Source organism: Salinisphaera sp. Q1T1-3 (genome assembly GCF_003602005.1).
GTDB lineage: Bacteria > Pseudomonadota > Gammaproteobacteria > Nevskiales > Salinisphaeraceae > Salinisphaera.
Genome location: NZ_QZWD01000006.1, coordinates 157,413 through 176,146 on the forward strand (window position 1 = coordinate 157,413; position 18,734 = coordinate 176,146).

The 18,734-nt window shown below is 64.2% G+C and carries 16 protein-coding genes; 4 read left to right on the forward strand and 12 right to left on the reverse strand.

What is annotated here, in order from left to right; all coding sequences use genetic code 11:
- Positions 1-146: 146 nt before the first annotated feature.
- Complete coding sequence (locus D3260_RS07815; protein ID WP_233544003.1) at positions 147-896, reverse strand: virulence factor; 750 nt, start codon at positions 894-896, stop codon at positions 147-149.
- 31 nt (positions 897-927) lie between these two features.
- A complete protein-coding gene (gene mprF, locus D3260_RS07820; protein WP_158583446.1) occupies positions 928-3,468 on the reverse strand; it encodes a bifunctional lysylphosphatidylglycerol flippase/synthetase MprF in 2,541 nt (846 codons plus the stop codon).
- 348 nt (positions 3,469-3,816) lie between these two features.
- On the opposite strand from mprF, the gene D3260_RS07825 reads away from it, so the two are divergent.
- Positions 3,817-5,091, forward strand: a complete 1,275-nt coding sequence (locus D3260_RS07825) for a dicarboxylate/amino acid:cation symporter (protein WP_120098077.1) — start codon at positions 3,817-3,819, stop codon at positions 5,089-5,091.
- 101 nt (positions 5,092-5,192) lie between these two features.
- Here the strand turns inward: D3260_RS07825 and D3260_RS07830 are convergent, their stop codons facing one another.
- The 7 genes from D3260_RS07830 to D3260_RS07855 all read right to left on the reverse strand — a co-directional run bounded on the left by D3260_RS07830 (position 5,193) and on the right by D3260_RS07855 (position 12,098).
- A complete protein-coding gene (locus tag D3260_RS07830; protein ID WP_158583447.1) occupies positions 5,193-6,650 on the reverse strand; it encodes a multicopper oxidase family protein in 1,458 nt (485 codons plus the stop codon).
- A gap of 925 nt (positions 6,651-7,575) precedes the next feature.
- Positions 7,576-7,935: a hypothetical protein gene (locus D3260_RS17640; protein ID WP_199671412.1), complete on the reverse strand. Its 360-nt coding sequence runs from the start codon at positions 7,933-7,935 to the stop codon at positions 7,576-7,578.
- Position 7,936: 1 nt separating this feature from the next.
- A complete protein-coding gene (locus tag D3260_RS17645; protein WP_233544004.1) occupies positions 7,937-8,263 on the reverse strand; it encodes a helix-turn-helix transcriptional regulator in 327 nt (108 codons plus the stop codon).
- A 236-nt stretch (positions 8,264-8,499) separates the two neighbouring features.
- Entirely contained in the window at positions 8,500-9,630 is a 1,131-nt protein-coding gene (locus tag D3260_RS07840; protein WP_158583448.1) for a class I adenylate-forming enzyme family protein, read from the reverse strand.
- Position 9,631: 1 nt separating this feature from the next.
- Positions 9,632-10,909, reverse strand: a complete 1,278-nt coding sequence (locus tag D3260_RS07845; RefSeq protein WP_120098029.1) for a sensor domain-containing diguanylate cyclase — start codon at positions 10,907-10,909, stop codon at positions 9,632-9,634.
- A gap of 13 nt (positions 10,910-10,922) precedes the next feature.
- Complete coding sequence (locus D3260_RS07850; RefSeq protein WP_120098030.1) at positions 10,923-11,294, reverse strand: phosphonate transporter; 372 nt, start codon at positions 11,292-11,294, stop codon at positions 10,923-10,925.
- A gap of 426 nt (positions 11,295-11,720) precedes the next feature.
- A complete protein-coding gene (locus D3260_RS07855) occupies positions 11,721-12,098 on the reverse strand; it encodes an NUDIX domain-containing protein (protein ID WP_158583449.1) in 378 nt (125 codons plus the stop codon).
- Positions 12,099-12,873: 775 nt separating this feature from the next.
- Between D3260_RS07855 and D3260_RS07860 the strand changes: the two genes are divergently transcribed.
- The gene (locus D3260_RS07860) at positions 12,874-13,938 is read left to right on the forward strand and encodes a glycerophosphodiester phosphodiesterase family protein (RefSeq protein ID WP_158583450.1); all 1,065 of its coding nucleotides are present in this window, start codon (positions 12,874-12,876) and stop codon (positions 13,936-13,938) included.
- 380 nt (positions 13,939-14,318) lie between these two features.
- Here D3260_RS07860 and D3260_RS17470 read toward each other — a convergent pair whose 3' ends face one another.
- Positions 14,319-14,762: a hypothetical protein gene (locus D3260_RS17470; protein ID WP_158583451.1), complete on the reverse strand. Its 444-nt coding sequence runs from the start codon at positions 14,760-14,762 to the stop codon at positions 14,319-14,321.
- Here D3260_RS17470 and D3260_RS17475 point away from each other — a divergent pair.
- Positions 14,724-15,983, forward strand: coding sequence for a diguanylate cyclase (locus D3260_RS17475; protein ID WP_233544005.1), 1,260 nt, complete (start codon positions 14,724-14,726; stop codon positions 15,981-15,983). The genes D3260_RS17470 and D3260_RS17475 overlap by 39 nt on opposite strands.
- 47 nt (positions 15,984-16,030) lie before the next feature.
- Here D3260_RS17475 and D3260_RS07875 read toward each other — a convergent pair whose 3' ends face one another.
- Together D3260_RS07875 and D3260_RS18075 are read right to left on the reverse strand one after the other, a co-directional pair.
- Positions 16,031-17,593, reverse strand: a complete 1,563-nt coding sequence (locus tag D3260_RS07875) for a sodium/solute symporter (protein WP_120098035.1) — start codon at positions 17,591-17,593, stop codon at positions 16,031-16,033.
- A 156-nt stretch (positions 17,594-17,749) separates the two neighbouring features.
- Positions 17,750-18,013, reverse strand: coding sequence for an NAD(P)-binding domain-containing protein (locus D3260_RS18075; RefSeq protein ID WP_120098036.1), 264 nt, complete (start codon positions 18,011-18,013; stop codon positions 17,750-17,752).
- Between the two features lie 318 nt (positions 18,014-18,331).
- Between D3260_RS18075 and D3260_RS07885 the strand changes: the two genes are divergently transcribed.
- Positions 18,332-18,631, forward strand: a complete 300-nt coding sequence (locus D3260_RS07885; RefSeq protein WP_158583453.1) for a DUF3601 domain-containing protein — start codon at positions 18,332-18,334, stop codon at positions 18,629-18,631.
- Positions 18,632-18,734 lie beyond the last annotated feature (103 nt).

Here is an 18,734-nt window from a genome sequence, read left to right on the forward strand (position 1 = left end):
CCGGGCCAGCGGATTCTTGAGGCCCTGGCTACGGGACATCAGGGCGTTGGATCGTGCGACTTTCGTCAGGCACACGACGGGCGCCGCATTTCAGGGCACGGTATCGATGTAATACGGCCGGGCTTCGTGTCGGCGCGTGTTGTCTTTCAGCGTGCGGTGATCCGCTTGATGAGGCGCTCGGCCAGATCCGCGTAACGACGATCGAAATGATGGCCGCCGGGCAGGCCGGCGACATCGAAGCCGGCGGCGACCAGTTCGTCGCAGATCGCTTGCGGATCCGTCACGCCGTAGAGACAGCTGGTGCGCGCGGCCGGCAGGCGTCGTGCCTCGGGCATCACGGCCCGGCCCTCGGGCCCCAGCCCGATCCACGACAGCAGGTGGTACCCGAAGGTGATATGGCTGGCCAGACCGAGCAACACGATTCGCTGTACATGGGCCTGTGTGGCTGCGGGCAGGCGATTGTAGAGAAACGGCATGACATCGGCCCCGCGTGAATAACCGATCAGCACGACGCGTGACCGGTGCCAACGGCGCCGATAGGTCTGGATGACCCGGTCGAGGTCGGCCGCGGCTCTGGCGGGATCATTCACGTGCCAGTAATAGCGCAACGAATCCCAGCCGATGACCGGATAGCCGGCCCGAGCCAGCGACTGGCCCACGGCCTTGTCCAGCCCGGCCCAGCCGCCGTCGCCGGAGAGCATGACGACAAGCGTGTCATCGGTGGTCGGCGTCGTGTCCTGTGGCGGGGGCGGCGGATAGACCATCAGCGGCAGGTCGGCCACGGCCGGTGCCGGTGTCTCGCCGCCGGGATGAAAGACACAGCCGGGGGCACCGACGAGAATCGCCACGAGGCCCAGCAGCCAGGCGCCACGCTCGACAATAAATCGCATGTTCATCGTCATCCCGGTTCGATCGGCAGAGGCGGCGTCAGCTGTCGGTGAGTATGCGCCGATACCCGCCGGCGATGAGGGCGGCGATATCCAGCTGCAGGCTCGACAGACGTGTATCCGGCGGATAGGCCAGATACATCGAATGCCAGACCGGATGCCATTTGTTCTTGAAGGCGCGCAGCCCCTTGTAGTTGTAGAAACGATTGCCGTGCTCGTAGGCCAGCCGGGCAAGCTGCTCGGCCGGTCGGGCCCAGGGCGTATCGCCCACGCCGGCCAGCGGTGCCATGCCGAGCGAGAACCAGCGATAGCCCGCGGCCTGTGCTTCCTGCATGAGCCGGACGAACAGGAAATCCATGGTGCCGCCGGGCGCGGTTTCGAGGTGCCGCATCAGATCGATCGAGTATTCCTCGAGGTGGCCATAGCTCGGCAGAATGCTGGCAAAGGCGAGCAATCGCCCGTTGGCGTCGCGGACCACCGCGATCGGGGCCCGAGCCAGATAATCGCGATCGAAATTGCCGAGCGAGAACGTCTTCTCGGCGGCTTTCTCGCCGAGCCAGTCATCGGAGACTGCAGCCAGCTGGTTCATGAACCCCGTGCTGAAGGGCGGCGCTGTAATCTCGAAGGTCAGCCCCAGACGATGCCCGCGATTGATCGCGCCGCGCTTGTCTTCGTTGCGTTTGCCGGTCATCGAGAAGGCCGCGAGATCGACCCGTGCGATCTCGCCGAGCTTGAACAACACGAACCCGTGGTCGAGATAGGCCGACAGATCGTCCGGGCCGACCTGATAGAACACCGGCGTGCACTGCATGTCGTCGGCGAGCTGGCGGAATTCACCGATCGCCGTGCGTCGTGCCGCCGTATCGCCGGCCGGATCGGACAGCGCGATGAGCCGGTTACGGATCGCGCGATAGCCGATCATCGCCTGCCCGTCGGCGCCGTAGAACAGTGTCTTGTCGCCCAGCAGCATGAGATGGGAATAGGGGGTCGACCCGTGGGACGTCAGCCAGGCGACCAGGGCATCGAGATCGGCGGGCGCCGGCCGTGCCAGCTGCGGCGTCGGCCAGCGTGGCCAGGTCCAGATCACCAGCACGATCACGCTGATAAGAGCCACGAAGGCGCCCCGTTCGAAACGCGGGGCATGGGCGCCGAAGCCGAAGTGCAATGGATCGACCGCATGGCCCTGATAAAGCGCATGGCCGAGCAGCAGATAACCGACCAGGGCGGCCAGCAGCGTGCCGGTCCAGGGCCAGGCACCGACCTGTTGGGCCAGACTGCCGTGGCGGTCGAACGTTGCCCGACTCATGTACAGCAGGCTTGCGACCACCAGCAGCAACAGGCTGGTGCCCCAGTCCAGGCCCCGGGTCAGGCCGAACAGCGCGCCGGCGATCAGCAGGCCGATCGACAGCCACAGGGATTGACGCAGTCGCAGTGACAGGCCCCGGGCGGTCATGATCAACGTCAGGCCGATGACCACGCTGGCCAGATGCGTGATTTCGACCGCCGGCAGGGGCACCCAGTGCGACAGGATGCGGGTACGAGAGAGCAGGTTCGGAAAGGCCGCCCCGGCCAGCAGCACGATGCCGGCACCGGCGGTCAGCGCCGAGAGCAGGCGGAGCCCGAGATCCACCGCCTGACCCACCGGCCAGGCGAGGACCGAGACGAGCGGATGTGCCCTGAGGGTCGCGGCCAGACGGGAACGGGCCAGCGCGTTCGCACCCAGAAACAGCGCGGCGATCAGCGGCACGAGGTAATAGGCGAAGCGAAACAGCACGAGTGCGGCCACGGCGGTCTCGGTCGCTGCCCCGTGTGCGGCGAGCAGGCCGACGAGCGTGGCATCGAATACGCCGAGGCCGCCGGGGAGAAAACTCAGCATGCCGAGCGTGGCCGCCAGCACGAAGGCGGCGGCGACCGCGGCCGGCGTGAGTGAGACGCCCAGCGCCTCGACACAGCCCCACAGCACGGCGGCTGCCAGGAGCCATTCGCCGATCGAGGCACACACGAATCCGACAGTCTGTAGCGGGGTGAGGCGTTCGATCGCCGCCAGTCGGCCGATGCGCAGCAGGGGCGTCATGGCCAGCAACAGATAGAGCGGCAGATAACAGGCGATCACGACCAGAGCCGTCATGACCAGCCACACGGGAACCGGCGTGGCCGCGAGAATAGCCGGTCGGGTGATCAGCGTGATAAGAGCGAGCGTCGACAGACCCAGCGCCGAGGCCGTGGCCACGAGGCCGGCATAGCGCACCGCGGCGCCCGAGTCCACGCCGTCCCCGGTGACGAGCAGCACCCGCAGCCCGGAACCCGTCAGCCCGGACAGGCTGACCACGTTGTTGATCCCGCTGGCCATCAGGCCCACGCGCAGCCCGGCGCCGATGCCGCGTCGATAGCCGATCACCCGGGCCGCGAGCAGGTCGTAGGTGCCGATCGCGGCACTGGCGATCAGCCCGCCCAATCCCAGCAGGAACAGATGCAGCGGCGGCACGGCCGCCAGCTCGTGCTGAATGCTGCGCAGGTTGATGTGTCGGGCTTCCAGCACCAGCAGGCCGACGACGGCGAAGATCAGAACGAACGGCAGCACACGGCGTAGTCCCTGCGCGATGGATCTGGTTTCAGCGATGTCTGACATGTATCGAATGCGATCACGATCGTGATCGACCCGGTGCGATCTATGGCTGGAAAAATACGGCGTGGCTCCATGCCAAGGCAATACCGTCGGTCGCCTTGTACAGACCGCCTGGCGCTTGCCTGATCAACGCGCACCGACCGCGTCACGTGCGGCATGTGGCCACGGCGCTGCGACGAGGAAATGCAAGTTTTCTTTAATTACAAAACACGCCAATTAGGTCGCATGGCGGCCAGCGGGCAGGCGGCCTAGCCTTGGATGCATCAGGCCGACCGTCGGGGTGGCCGCGTTTCCTGGAAGGCCATGCGTACGCCAATCTATAAAATGCTGTATGTCCAGGTGCTGGTCGCCATCGCGATCGGCGTGGTTCTGGGCGTGATCCAGCCGGACCTGTCGGTCCAGCTCAAGCCGTTGGGTGATGCCTTCATCGCCCTGATCAAGATGATCATCGGCCCGGTCATCTTCTGTACGGTCGTCACCGGCATCGCCGGCATGACCGACCTGAAGGAAATGGGCCGGGTCGGCGGCAAGGCGCTGCTCTATTTCGAGGTCGTCTCGACGTTCGCCCTGTGTCTCGGTCTGATCGCCGGGCACCTGTTGCATCCGGGGGCCGGTTTCAATGTCGATCCGGCCACGCTGGATACGAGCGTGATCGCGAAATACACCACCGGCGCCGAGTCGCACGGCATGGTGGATTTCCTGATGAGCATCATTCCGCACACGTTCTTCTCCGGCTTCACCGAAGGCAATATCCTGCAGATTCTGTTGATCTCGATCCTCACCGGGGCCGCGCTGGCCCAGCTCGGAGACAAGGGCGAGGGCATCGTGGCGGGTATCAGCAGTGCCACGCGCGTGTTCTTCAAGATCGTGCACTACATCACCCGGCTGGCGCCCATCGGCGCCTTCGGCGCGATCGCGTTCACCGTGGGCAAGTACGGCGTGCATTCCTTGTTGCCGATGTTCAAGCTGGTGGGCAGTTTCTATCTCACCGCGCTCGTCTTCGTGCTCGTGGTACTGGGTGTGGTCGCCCGACTGGCCGGTTTCCGGATTCTGGCTTTCATTCGCTATATCCGCGAGGAGCTACTGATCGTGCTGGGCACGAGTTCCTCCGAAGCGGCCCTGCCGATGTTGATCGAAAAGCTCGAGCGTGCCGGCTGCTCGCGCAAGGTCGTCGGTCTGGTCGTACCGACCGGGTATTCGTTCAATTTGGATGGGACGAACATCTACATGACGCTGGCCGTGTTGTTCATCGCTCAGGCCACGAACGTCGATCTCAGCCTCGTCGATCAATTGACGATTCTGCTCGTGGCCATGCTGACATCGAAGGGTGCGTCCGGGGTCACCGGTGCCGGTTTCATCACCCTGGCGGCGACGCTGGCCGTGGTCCCGCAGCTCTCGGTCGCCGGCATGGTGCTGATTCTGGGTGTCGATCGTTTCATGAGCGAATGCCGGGCACTGACCAATTTCGTCGGCAACGGGGTGGCGACCATCGTGATCGCGGCGTGGGAGAAATCGCTGGATCGTGCCCGGCTGGAACAGGCGATGCGCGGCGAGTTGACGACACAGCCTGTGGCTTGAGAAGCGCCGGCAAACGCGCCGTAGACCCTTCACCGCCGCCCCATCGCCGAGGCCGGTGGGTGGGGGGTATCTCGCCGAGACTGCGGACCGCTCGATCGGTCTCAGATGTAACGCACGTCCGTCATCATGCCGTCGGCCATATGGATATCGTTGTGACAGTGCAGCATCCAGCGGCCCGGCGGCGAACTCGCCTTGAAGAACCAGGTGGCCGTACCGCCTTTGGCCGGTACCAGAGTCGTGTCCTTGGGCAGCGGCTGGCCCAGCGACTGACCGTTGAGCGCAACCAGATGAAAGACATGGCCATGCAGGTGCATCGGATGGGCCATGTCGGTCGGGTTGGTGAAATGCACGAGGACCCGATCGTCGCGGTGGACATCGATCGGTCGGGTATCCGGCCAGGTCCGGCCATTGATTGTCCAGTTGCCGGCGCCGCGCGCGCCTTCACCCAGCGCCAGATGCGCGTCGACATCGATCGGCCCGGGCACGACGGGGTGTTGTAACGGCCCGGCATCGCCAGCCTGCAGATAGGTGAACCAGTCTTCGCCACGCAGCGACTGGGCGGGGCGCTCGGGGGTGGCCTGCGCCATGCCCGGTGTGTGTACGACGACCGACTGGCCGATGGCCTGGCCGTCGTCGGCGATGGCTTCGACGAGCCAGGCGCCCGGTCGGGTGATATCGAGCCAGGCGTCGTAGCGTTCGGCCACGCCGACGCGCAGGGCATCGACCGTGACCGGGCGCGGCAGGGGGTTGCCGTCGCTATGGGTCACGCGCAGTTGATGGCCACCGGCCGCGATGTAGTGCGTGATCGTGGGGCTGGCGTTGAGGATCCGCAGCCGCACGCGCTGGCCGACCCGGGCCTCGATCGGCTTCGTACGGGGCCAGGTCGCGCCGTTGATGCAACGCGCGAGATAGGCCACTTCGTCGCCCATGGCGTGGGCGCTGGCCTTGTCGGACGCGGTCATGTCGGCCATTTCCGGTGCGCCCATCGGCGCGACCATGTGGGCATGGCTGGCATCATGCAGTGCGGCATTGAAGCTCGTCATGTCCGGTACGTCGTGAAATACGAGTACTGCTTCCACGTCGGCCGGTTGTTCGTTCGGATCATCGACGATGAACGCGCCGAACAGTCCGCGCGGATTCTGGGGGGCCACATGGCTGTGATACCACCGAAATCCCGGCGGCCCCGGAGTGAATTCGTAGATGAACTCGCCGCCGTCGGGTATCGGGGCCTGGGTGACGTTCGGGACGCCGTCCATGGCATTGGGCAGGATCATGCCGTGCCAGTGAATCGTGGACGGACCGCCGCTGCGGTTGATGTAGCGTGCCCGGAATCGTTGTCCGTGGCGCACGCGGAGCAGCGGGCCGGGAATCTGTCCGTTGAAGGCCAGGCCGTCGAAGGTCACGTTCGGGGTCGGCGAGAAGGTATGCGGTCGCGATGTCAGCGTGACATCGACGACGTCGCGCTCGGCTGCCCGGGCGTCCATGGGCGACAACAAGCCAATGCTCATCGTGCTCAAACCGCCGAATAACAGCCCCTTGAGAATCTCGCGCCGTCTCACTGGCAATCGCCGCCCCGTACCGTCGATAGCGCAATGATATGACATTCAGAAAATGGTGATATTACGTCGCCGATATTCGTCACGCTCGGGCAGGCGCGCGCCCTGGGCGTTGATGACCGTCGAGATGCGGTCGCGTGGCTCGCAGCGTGGGTGTTGTCGTGTTGCAAGACAAGCAACGCTCAGGCCCAGCTCGGGCCTGTCTACAGGTCCCGCGTGCGTCGCGCCGGTGATCATTTTTTGCAAGACAAGGCATCGGGCGCGTACGGCCGTCATTCTGGCGTCGCGAACGACAACGCCGGATTGCGCAAAAAATGACCGCCGTCCCGTCGGGTTGCGCGCGACGTGTTATGAATCCGGCACCAGAACAGCTGACGACGTCAGCTGTTTTCAACGCCATCGAAAGAAACGCCGGCCCTTGTCCGTCTTTTTATTTTCAATGGCTTCACGGCCGTTGGCCGTGGCGCGCGTGCTGTCGCATACGCGCGTTATCAACCCGAAAAATCATCTATTTTTAGGCCGGGTTAATAACAGGCCCTAACCCGATCCGCGCGGGTCGGGTCGCTGCCCGAAATCGTGATCCGGCAAGGTACATGGCGCCGGCCCGGTCATGCCAAGGCCAAGCTGCGCAACGCCGCAAGGGCGTGGCTCCGGGCGTCACCCGAAGGGCCGGAGCGCTTCCTGCAATCCGGCGTTGCCGCTTGCTTGTGTCGCATAGCGACACCGGGCTCCGGCCGTCTTGTCTTGCACGACGAGCCGCCGGCGTGACTCACGCGGATCGGGTCAACAGGCCCTGGCTGGCCTGCCGGCGCGATGCGTATCAGGCCAGCGGCCGGCCGGGAGGCCAGCCCCGACATTCCGACGCCATGCCGGAGACGGCGTCGAACGAATGCGCGATCGGGGCAGCGGTGGCGAACCGGCCGGTGAATCAGCCCTGCACCACTTCCACCGGGCCGTGGTCGTCGCAATGATCCCCGTGCGGGTGGTGCAGATGCCCATCCACCAGATAGTCGACGTGGTCGCCGTGCGGCACCGGTTCGTGTCCACAACCCGGGCCGTGGACATGCCCGTCGTCGTGGCCGTTGCAGGCATGGCCCTGGGTGCAGTCGGCGGGATTCCTGTCCGTGACTTCAATGACGTGCTCGTCGACGTGGTCCCCGTGCGGATGATGCAGGTGCCCGTCGTGCAGATAGTCGACGTGACCATCGTGTTTGATCGCGGTATGGCCGCAATCCGGGCCGTGTTCGTGGGGGTGGTTGCCGTGCTGGGTGGCGTCGCAGTCGGTCATGTCATGACTCCCGGGATGTGAATCCTTGATGTTCCTCGGCGTGTTCCAGTGCATTGGCAATCAGCTGGAACACATGATCGTCGGCTATGGAATAGACGGCCGACTGGCCCTCGCGCCGGCGCGAAACGAGGCGTGCCTGGCGCAGCACCTTCAGGCGTGCCGACACGGTCCCGATACGCTCCTCGCTGGCCTCGGCCAGACGCGTCACCGAACTGGCACCGTGGGCCAGCTGTGTCAGTGTCCGCAGGCGTGCCGGGTCAGCCAGCGCGTGGAAGATCGCGGCGGCTTCCATGAGTTGGGGCTCGTCGTAGTCCTGTTGCATATCCATCTTTTGTTCTAAAGAACGATAGAATGATTGAGTTTTAGAGTCAAGGCGACGGAGAGGCGTTCTACCCAATCGTTCCGGGCAATGCGTTTTCGCCGGTGTCGTTGGTTCCCGGTGATGCCGGTTCGATGGCGCGTCCGCATTCGGCGGGCAACCGGCAGGCGGTCGGGGCGGCCGCGCCGCTGGACGGGCTCGACCGGCGGCAGCCTCGCCCCATGGTGCCGGCTGTCGGCCCGGGTTCAATCCCAGTCGGCGGGTTTACCCATGTCATTGGACGGCAGTGCCGATCCGAACCGGAACTGCACCGGGCGCTCGGCCGGGGTCAGGCATTCGATAGCAAATCGACGCAGCCGAGACTCGAGATCGGTCGGCGCGTGGCCGTCGATGGTCACCACGAAGGCTTTCAGGCGACCATCGTCGCCAAGTCGTACCGCGGCTTCCGAGACGCCGTCGTGCGCGGCGAGCAGACCGGCGATGTGCGTTGGATAGACATTGATGCCGCCGACCTGAACGGCATGATCATGGCGCCCGTCGAGCGCGATTCGACGGGTGTCGATGGCTCGGATCCGGTCGGGCAATGCGACGAGCTGGCCGTCGCGATCGCGTAGCGATAGCCCATCGTCGTGTTGCGCGAGCTGCCAGCGCGGCAACAGCGCATAGCCGGCCTGCGGCACGTCACGAAGGCCGACGGCGCTGGTTTCCGATGTGCCGTAGACATCGACGAGCCGGGACAGGCCGCTGGCGAGCAGGGTCTGGCCGACGTTCGAATCCAGTGGGCCGCCTGAGTTGATACCGATGACGCCGTTCGGCCAGTCGCGACGAAAGCGAGACAGGGCGGCCCAGTGTTCGGGTACTCCCACGATGAGATCGTCGGGACGCAGCTCGGGCAGGGCCGTGATCTGCCCGTCGATGACCGGCACATCGAGCGCGACCGGCAATAGTGCGGTCCAGACCAGACCGTAGAGATGATCGGCCGGGACGAGCGCGATGATGCGCCCGGCGGTTGTAAAGTGCTGGGCCAGCGTTTCGGCTTCCGCCCACAGTTCGGCCACGGCATGGGAATGGCGTTGCGGGGCGCCGGTCGAGCCCGATGTGTGCACGGTGAGTCGTTCGACGGGCGTCCGGTCGAGTCCTTCGGCCCAATCGTCGAGACTGTCCGCGGCGTTGATATCGAACACGATATCGCTCAGCTCGAACATTTCGCCGAGCGCGGCGGCCACGCCCATCCGCTCGAGCGAGTCCAGTGGCGCGTCCACTGGCCTGTCGTCCGGTCTCTCCGCGGGCTGGCCGCGCAATCGCTGGATTTCTCGTTGCATCACGGCGGCCGTGATCCGGCGGATCGCGGTATGCGGTAGCGCGCGAACGGTCATGTCAGGAGGCCACGACCCGGTCGCGTCCGCCATGCTTGGCCTCGTAAAGCCGGCGGTCGGCAATCGCGATGAGATCATCGCTCGACCCGTCCGTCTCGCCCATCTCGGCACAGCCAAAACTGGCGGTGACCGCGATTCGGGCACCGGGTACAGCAACGGTCATGCCGGCGATGCGCTGGCGCAGCGTTTCTGCCATCTCGGTGGTTTCGGTCAATGAACAGTCCGGGACCAGCAGCGCGAATTCCTCACCGCCCAGACGCGCGAACACGCCGCGTTCCGGCGCATGTTCGAGGCCGAGCCGCGCAACGCGCTTGAGCACGGCATCGCCGGTCGGATGGCCGTGGGCGTCGTTCAGCGCCTTGAAGTCGTCCAGATCGAGAATGATCAACGACATCGGCCGGCCTTGCGACGTGCATCGGACGCGTTCGCGCTCCAGCGTCTTCTGGAACTGCATGCGGTTGGTTGCGCCGGTCAGGTAGTCGCGCGTGAGAAGCTCGACCAGATCGTCGGGCTTTCCGCCGGGTTTCGGCACGTCGCGCAGGACGAGCGAAAACGCGCGGTCGTCCTCGTCTTCTGCCTCGGCTCGGGCGACGAGCAGGCGTTGGCACCAGTAGCGCTGGCCGTCGGCGCGTGTCTCCCATCCTTCGAACAGATGCCAGCCGTTGCGTGTCGCCAGCGCGAGCTGGTCGGTGATGGAAAGCGGCGTCTGCCCCATGCTCTGGGCGCGTGACAGGATGGCTTCCACCGAGCCGCCGATGACATCGGCGGCCTCGTAGCCGGTCTGACGCGTAAACGAGGTGTTGGCCGCCAGTACGATACCGTTGAGATCGACGGTGAGCAGGGCATGATCGTTGATCTCGTCGATCAGGGCCGAGAACCACGTATCGGCCTGTCGCAGCCGATACTCCTGAGACACCTGTGCGCTGATGTCGCTGAGCGTGGCGATCAGCTGATTCGGCGCGCGCTTGACCAGCGTGCAGGACAGCACCCGAGGGTCGCCGCCGACGTTTCGGCGTCCCAGATCCACGAAAATGCGGTGCCCGTCGCAGATCGTGCCGAAATCCGCCGCGAAGCCTTCGACGAAATTACGCAGTTCCGGCGCATGTTTCTCGGTGGCGAGAAAAAAATTCTCGACCCCGTCGGCGCCGGCCAGCGGCAACAGATGCTTCATCGCATTCGGGTTGATCATCCCGATGTGGCCCGTCTCATCGAGCTCGATGAGCCCGAACGGGCAGGCATACATGAAGCCGAGAAGTTCGTTATCGTCCGATATGGCCATGCCTGGTGGCAGGTCAGCGCTCGACGAGAACGTAGCGGCGCGCCACGTCGCGGGATTGCAGCAGGCGCAGCCGGACCCGGGTCGGGCGCATCCGCAGCGTCAGCACGAACGGCACGATCTCGTCCAGATCGGGTTCGTCCTCGAAACGCTGGGCGACCATGAAATTGTTCATGCATTGACCGATCGTGGAGAAGAATGGCGCATCGATTACAAGGGCCGGATCGATGCCGGACAGTCGTTGTTCGGCCGCGTTGTAGACGTCGGCACGCGTATCCGGCCGCAGGCCGATGACGCCGAAATCGAGGGCATCGCAGGCCTCGTGCGTCATCTGTTCCAGCTCGATCAACTGAACGGTCTCGAAAGTCGGTTGCGAAGCGGCGCTCATGCGTTGTCCACAGGCTTGGCGAAATGCTCAGCTGGCGAGCTTAATCGACCCGTCGGCCCGGCGGCTAGCCGGTCGGGGCCAACGATCGCCCTAGGGCCTGTTGATGTGTCTGCGAGCGCCTTTTCGTCGAGAGACCGCCGTGTGTCCGGCAAGGCGCGAGTTGCCGATCGTGGCGTGCCACGATCAAGGCTCGCAACGCCGCCGGGCGCCCATCGTCGATTTTTCATGGGCGGCCCAACCCGAAGGGACAAGCGCCCCAAAATCAAGAACACGACGGCAATCCAGCGTTGTCGCCCGCGGGTGCAGAATAACGGCACGGCGCGTGCTACGCCTCGTCTTGCCGCCCATCGTCAATTTCAGGGCGCGCTTGGCGCGGACTCGCACGAAACCTCAACACGCCCCAGGGACGTGGTCCAGCGTCGGCGGTCAGGCTGCGTCGTACCGGGATTCACAGAATCGCTGTACGGCCGGCGCCATTCGATGACGATCGGCAATCGCGATCCAGTCGAGTGCCGTGATCTCGGCCATCGGCGTGGGCGTGTCCAGCAGCCGGCCGGTAAAGCAATACAGCGTGACCGTGTCGTGCGAATCCAGTGCCGGTCCGTCCACGGTCATCAGATGCTGGACCGAGTCCGCGGCAATCGCCGTACCGAGTTCTTCGTGAATTTCGCGATGCAGCGCCGCCTGCGGACTCTCGCCGGGCTCGATCTTGCCGCCAGCGAAATAATAGTGGCTGTTGTCGCGTACGCGAACCAGAAGCAGCTTGTCGTTTTCTTCGATGACCAGGCAGGCACAGTGAATCATGATATATCGCCTCGTTTCGGCTGCTGCCATGGCCGCCGGTTGCACTCGGCCGTCAGGTTTCGACCAATTTGAGCTTATTGTGCAATTCCCGGCCAGACCAGTTCGCCGAATGCCGAAAGCGTGACCATGAAAATAACGAGGCGCGTTGTACCATGGCGCAGCTCAAGGGCAAAGCGGAAGTACCGATCAAAGTGCCGGACACTGCCCGTGGCACGCTCGGGACAAGCCAGCGCTTTCGATCAAAACGATACCGCTTTTGCCTACGACGACACGTGACGAGCCGTTTCCGGCTGTGCCGATATACAACCCGCGGAGGCCCGTGACTTCGACAGCTGGGCGGTTGTCCATATCAATCCCGGTAATGCGGTCAGCGATGGGCCAGAGTGCATCCCTTGACGACAGGCCCCAAGAGCGACCGGCCGGGGCGTCGAGTCGTTATCGACACGGGCGCGATCACTCCGGCACCAGAAACCGCGGCGCCTGTCAGCTGTTTGCAACGTCATCGCGCGATCGCGTCGGCACCTTTCTGTCCGGGATGTCCAATGGCGCCACGTTCGGTGCCTGCGGCAGATATGTATTCACATGCCTGTGTCATTCCTCCGAAGGTCCATTTGTTTGTCCCGGGTCGAGCGCCCGCAATGGCCGTCGCGTGCGCAGGCAGGCATGGTCGGTAGGCCGATATACCGAGGGGCGCCGAGTGGTGGGCTGCGTGCCGGCGGATGCGACAGGGCCAGGCCGTCGCTTCGGTACGGATTCGACAACGAAGGAGAGGGCGATGCGCCACGACGATGAGGACAAGGCAGCACGCGCGATACCGGAGCAGGCGGTGATTGCCCATCGCGGTGCATCGCGCGATGCGCCCGAGGCCACTCGAGCGGCGTATCTGCTGGCCCGGGATCTCGGTGCCGATTATCTCGAAGCCGATCTGCAGCGCACGCGAGACGGACACCTGATTGTGCTTCACGACACGACGCTCGAACGCACGACCGATATCGAAACGGTATTTCCGGAGCGCGTGGCCGACCCGGTCAGCACGTTCAGCCTCGCCGAGATCAAGCAGCTCGATGCCGGTTCCTGGTTCAACAAGGCACATCCCAGCCGGGCCCGGCCCGGCTATGCGGGGTTGCAGATCCTGACCCTCGACGAGTTGCGCGAAATCGCGGAAAGCGGAACGCATCAGCCGGGACTTTATCTGGAAACCAAGGCGCCGGAATTGTTTCCCGGTATCGAAGCCGAGCTGGCCGACTATCTGCGCAGACACGGCTGGATCGGCGACGATGCCCGCCGGGCACCCACGGATTTCGACCGCGAAGCGCACGTGGCGGTTGGTTATTCGGCCGGGCGTGTGGTGTTGCAGACATTTGCTCGGGATAGCCTGGCCCAACTTGCCGAGCGAATGCCGGATACGCCGAAGATTCTATTGCTCGGCCTCGGCGGCAAGCAGGGTATCGCGGCGGATGAATCGATCGTGCAACGCGCGGACGAACCCGATGCCGTGTTTCGGGCGCGTTGCACGGTAGCCTCAAGCGAGGCCTATGATGCATTTCTCGACTACGCGGTCGCTCGCGGCGCGATCGGTGTCGGTGCTTCGACCGTCCGGACCGATCTCGATTCAGTCTATAGCTATGCCGATCTGGCCCGGCCCTGGATGATTGCGCATGTCCATCGGCGTGGCCTGCACTTGCACGTTTATACGCTGGATCACGCCACGGATTTTCAGCGGTACATCGAGCGAGGTGTGGACGGTGTTTTCACCAACGATCCGTTGGCGCTATGCCAGTTCGTGGACAGATCGCCGGCCGAGACGATCGAAACGATACTCGCCCGCCACGGTCACTGACCGCCATATCGGCACCTCGTCGCTGCGGTAACCGCGCGGTTTCGGATCGCGAGCCGATGGCGCTCGGTCATCGCCGTGATTATCGTGTCGAGCAGCCGGTTGGCGATCAGACTCTCGATAAGATCGGGCGTGACCAGACCGCCCTTGCGTCCGCGCTCGGGCGTTGCGCCCGGCTTGATAAATCGACGAACCATCGACCATCGGTCGTATGGGTTCGGATTGACGTTGTCGTGAGTCCGGAGACGCCGAGTATGTCGATGATTTGAAAGCCTGTATCCAGCATCGAAGCTGGCGCCGCGTCAGGCGTGATTCGATGGCAATGCGCGATGCGACTTTTCGTTATATTGATCGTGATGCGTGATTGCCGTCGACATTCCGCTCTATTCTTGAGACTGGCCGTTGTGCCGGGTGTGGCTGTCGTCTTGGTGATGATGCTCAGCGGCCTGGTCTGCTACAGCTTCTACCAGCAGTTGACGGAGGCGCGACGCGGCAACGTCGAGATGAGTCGGCTGCATCGTGTATTGACAGCGGCGTATTGGCTCAGCGCAGAGCGCGGGCCGGCCAATGTGGCCATGACCGCTGATGCGACCCGCCGGGCGGCTGCGAAAGCCGAGCTGGCGCAAGCCCGCAACCAGACTGACCTGGCCCTGTCGCGCCTCGTTGACCTGCCCGACAGCCAGGCGTTGCAGGCGCGTCTGAGCGGTGCGCGTGCCGCCGTCGACCGTGTCGTCGACACGGCCCCGTCGCAACGCACGCTGGCCGACCTGCAGGATGCGATCGATGGCATGGCTGCCACTTCGGCTGCGTTTCAGGACCGGATTCATGCAGTCGCATCCGCCATTATCAAACGTATGCACACCCTGGCATCGCCCGTCCGTCTGGCTGTGGGGCTGAGTACGTTCCGCAATCGGGCCGGCCTGCTCGGTTCAATGCTCATCGCGCCCATCAACATGCGTCGTAACCTGCCACCGGCCAATCGCACGCGTGTGAATCAATTGATCGGCGAAATCAACGCCGACTGGGATCAATTGCAATTCCATGTCGGTCTGGAATCCGAAGAGGCTGCCGTCTTCGACGCTTGGCGGAATCGAACCCGAGAACGCTACATGACGCATGGCCTAGCGTTGGTCGAAAACACGGTGCGTCAGCTACAGGAGGCCGAGTACACCACGCTTAACGCGGCGGACTTCACTGCCCGGTATGTTCTGGCGATGCAGCCGGTCGAGATCTGGCGCCATCGATTCTTCGAAATCCTCGAGCATCGCTATGCTGAAAAGGCCCGCCGTGCGTGGCGGCATCTGGTGACGGTTATAAGCGCTGCGCTCGCCATAATGGTGGTTGCATTCCTGGCGATCGGGCGAATCTACTGGCGCCTGCAATATCCCTTTTTGCACGTCAGTCGAGATGTCGTGGAGCTGGCCCACGACAGGATTTTCCGAGCGCGTGATCGACCGCCCCATGATAAGGCGCTCACGCCGTTGTTTGATGCGGTGGATATATTGGCCGATCGGCTCGCGGAGCGGCGCGCCGTCACGCACCAACTCCGCCAGCTGGCCGATATGGACAGCCTGACCGATCTTCTGAATCGGCGTGCATTCGAGCGGCAGGCCCGGCAATGGCTGGCTGGATACCCGAATGAGCCGATATCGCTCATCTCGCTGGATATCGATCACTTCAAGCAGATCAATGACCGATACGGGCATCTCGCGGGCGACCGGGTGCTGTGCGAGCTGGCGAACGTGCTGCAAGGGCTGACGACCGATGATGTGATTGCATCGCGCTTCGGCGGCGATGAGTTTGCGGTGCTGATTCGAGCCGGTTGGGCACGGTCGCAGGCTATCGCGGGCCAGCTGCAAACCGCGGTTCGTGGGCTCGAGGTGGGCACGGATGACGACGTCACGATCGACGTGGCAGTCAGTATCGGTATCGCCGAAGCGACGAGTTCGGATCTATCATCCTTGATGCATGCCGCCGATGAGCAGCTATACGCGGCGAAAACGCAAGGTCGTGACTGTATCCGAACCACGGGCGGCGGGCCGGTTTGAGACCGTCTCGGCACGACGATGCTTTCTCGGAAGCGCGGTCGCCGGCCTCAGTCAAGGCGCAGCAGTGTCGGTAGTGCCAAGCTGATGCCGACAATACAGACGAACCATGCCACGAGCGTGATGATCGACGGCCAGTGCAGATCCAGACGCGGCGAGATGGGCCGAGCGCGGCTGCGCGCCGGGCGGCTGACCAACCCGGCGACGAGCCAGCAGGCCACCGCGCCCGTGACGTTCCACCAGAACCAGAACAGCGCGGGGACAAACAGCCACAGCGCGACGTTCAGTGCCACGCCGCTCACCAGACCGGCATTGGCGCCGCGGGCATCGATGCGCGGCCACAGGATCGCCGAAACGAAGGTCGCGAGGATCGGGCCGAAGAAGACCGAGCCGATCTTGTTGATCGCCTCGATGATGGTATCGGCGATATGGCCGGTGAGAAAGGCCAGCCCCAGGCAGACCGCGCCCCAGAACAGCGTGGCCAGATGCGAGGCACGCATGTAGGTTGCCGAGTCGACCTGGCGACCGCGAAAGACGAGATCCTCCACGCTGGCGGCCGACAACGAATTGATGGCCGAGCTGACCGAAGACATTGCTGCCGAGAAGATCGCGACAATGAGCAGCCCGGTCAGCCCGGCGGGAAGTTCCTGGCGGATGAACACCGGGACCAGCAGGTCGGGATCGTTGGCCGGTACATGCGTGCCGAAGGCCGGAACCTGCGTCGCCAGGGTGCCCAGCACAAGACCCATCACGCAGTAACAGAGCGTGACCGGGAAACGCAGGAGTCCGTTGGCCAGTAGTGTGCGACGTACCGTGGTGGCATCGCGGGCCGACAACAGACGCTGGGCCTGCGATTGGTCGGCGCCGTAATAGGACACATACAGAAACAGTCCGCCGACGAGCATCGGCCAGAAGCCGAAACCGGCCTCATCGCCGAGGCCCCAGTCGGAGAAATTCACGGCCACGAGTCGGGCCGGGTCCACGTGGTCGACGAAAGCCTGCCAGCCGCCGAGCCGGGCGAGGCCGACGCCCAGACAGGCCACCAGCCCGATCACCAGCAGCCCCATCTGGATGGCATCGCCATAGACCACGGCCTTCATGCCGCCGAGATAGCAATAGATCAGCGTGACCAGCCCGATCACCAGCACCGTCAGCCACAGCGGCATGTCGAGGGCGTGCGTGAGGATCAGGGCCACGGCGTAGAGCATCACGCTGGTGGCAAAGGCGCGCGAGAGCTGGAAGACGACAGACAGCAGGCGCTGGGTGCTCGGGCCGAAACGTTGTTCCAGAAACCCGTAGATGCTGACCACGCCCGCCGCATACAGCGTGGGGAAGAAACAGACGATCAGAAACGCCATCGCCAGCGGCACGGCGAACTCGTAGGCCAGCCACACCAGCCCGCCGCCCTCGCGCATGCCGGTGAAAGCGGGCGCGGATATGAAGCTCGCCGAGGACAGCTGCGTGGCGGCTGCCGACAGGGCCAGCACGAACCAGCCGAAGCCACGGTCACCGAGAAAGTACTGAGTGCCGGAGGCGTTGCTCTGCAGCCGATGGCCGAGCCACAGAAAACCGCCGAGATAAACAAAGATGACAGCGTAGTCGATCCAGCTCATGCATCCCCCTGGGACTACGATTGACTATAACCGCGCGTTGACACGGTTCGGAAATCGCTAGGGCCTGTTGATGTTTCGTTCGAGAGCCTTTTCGTCGAGAGACCGCTGTGTGTCCGGCAAGGCTCGCAACGCCGCCGGGCGCCCATCGTCGATTTTTCATGGACGGCCCACCCCGAAGGGACAAGCGCTGTTTTGCGGCAAGACAAGGCGTAGTGCGCGTCGTGCGGCCATTCTGCACCAGCGGGCTACGACGCTGGATTGCCGCAAAACAGCGCTTGGCGCGGACTCGCACGAAACCTCAACACGCCCTAGCCGGGCCCGGTTGCGCGAATAGACAAAGATCACGTCATGGCCACAGCGTGCCCACAGCCGATCGCGTGTCGCGCCCATTCGGCCCGACCCCAGAATGCCGATCTTCATCTCAAGACGCTTCGTTGGTTTGCGTGCGTTCGGACGTCTCGGTTCTTACGAGTGTAATCGATGCTCGGTCATCTCGCCTAGGCCGGCCTGCGAACCGTTGTGGGAAGACGCCCGGACCGGCCACGAGACGATTGTCGCGTCTTCCGATCGAGCGCATCATCGAGACAGGTGGACACAACGAGGGACAAGGGATGAGCTCGATGCCGGGCGTCGGATGTGCCGCGGTCGCCGGCCCTGCCGGACCACGGTCGGGCGCCGGTGTGGTGTCGTTCTCGCGCGAGGCGCGGATCGCGGCGGGCCGGTCGTGGAGTGGTTGTCGTGGCCGGTGACGATCCGGGACGCCCTGCGGGGCTCGATGACGAATACCGGCATCTGCGACAGGGCAGTCGCTACCGCGTCGTGCGGGCGTTCGTCGACTACGACTGGATCACGCATCCGATCGGTGAAGTCTGGGTGTTCGAGGGCAGTCACTTCGTGCCGTACCACGACGGTTTGTCGTTGTTTGTCGTCATCGACGGCCGATCGCGACAGGTTCGCCTGCAGGCCAGCGCGGCCGAGCAGGCGCACATCATCGATGCATTCGACAAATATCTCGTGCCGTGTGATGGCCGGGGGTGATCCGACGCTCGGCCCGCCGTGGCGGTGTCCGTGTGACAACGGGCACACGGACCGCCGGCTTGTGCCGACGTGTCCAAGCCGAGCCAACCTGTCTTGGGCCGTC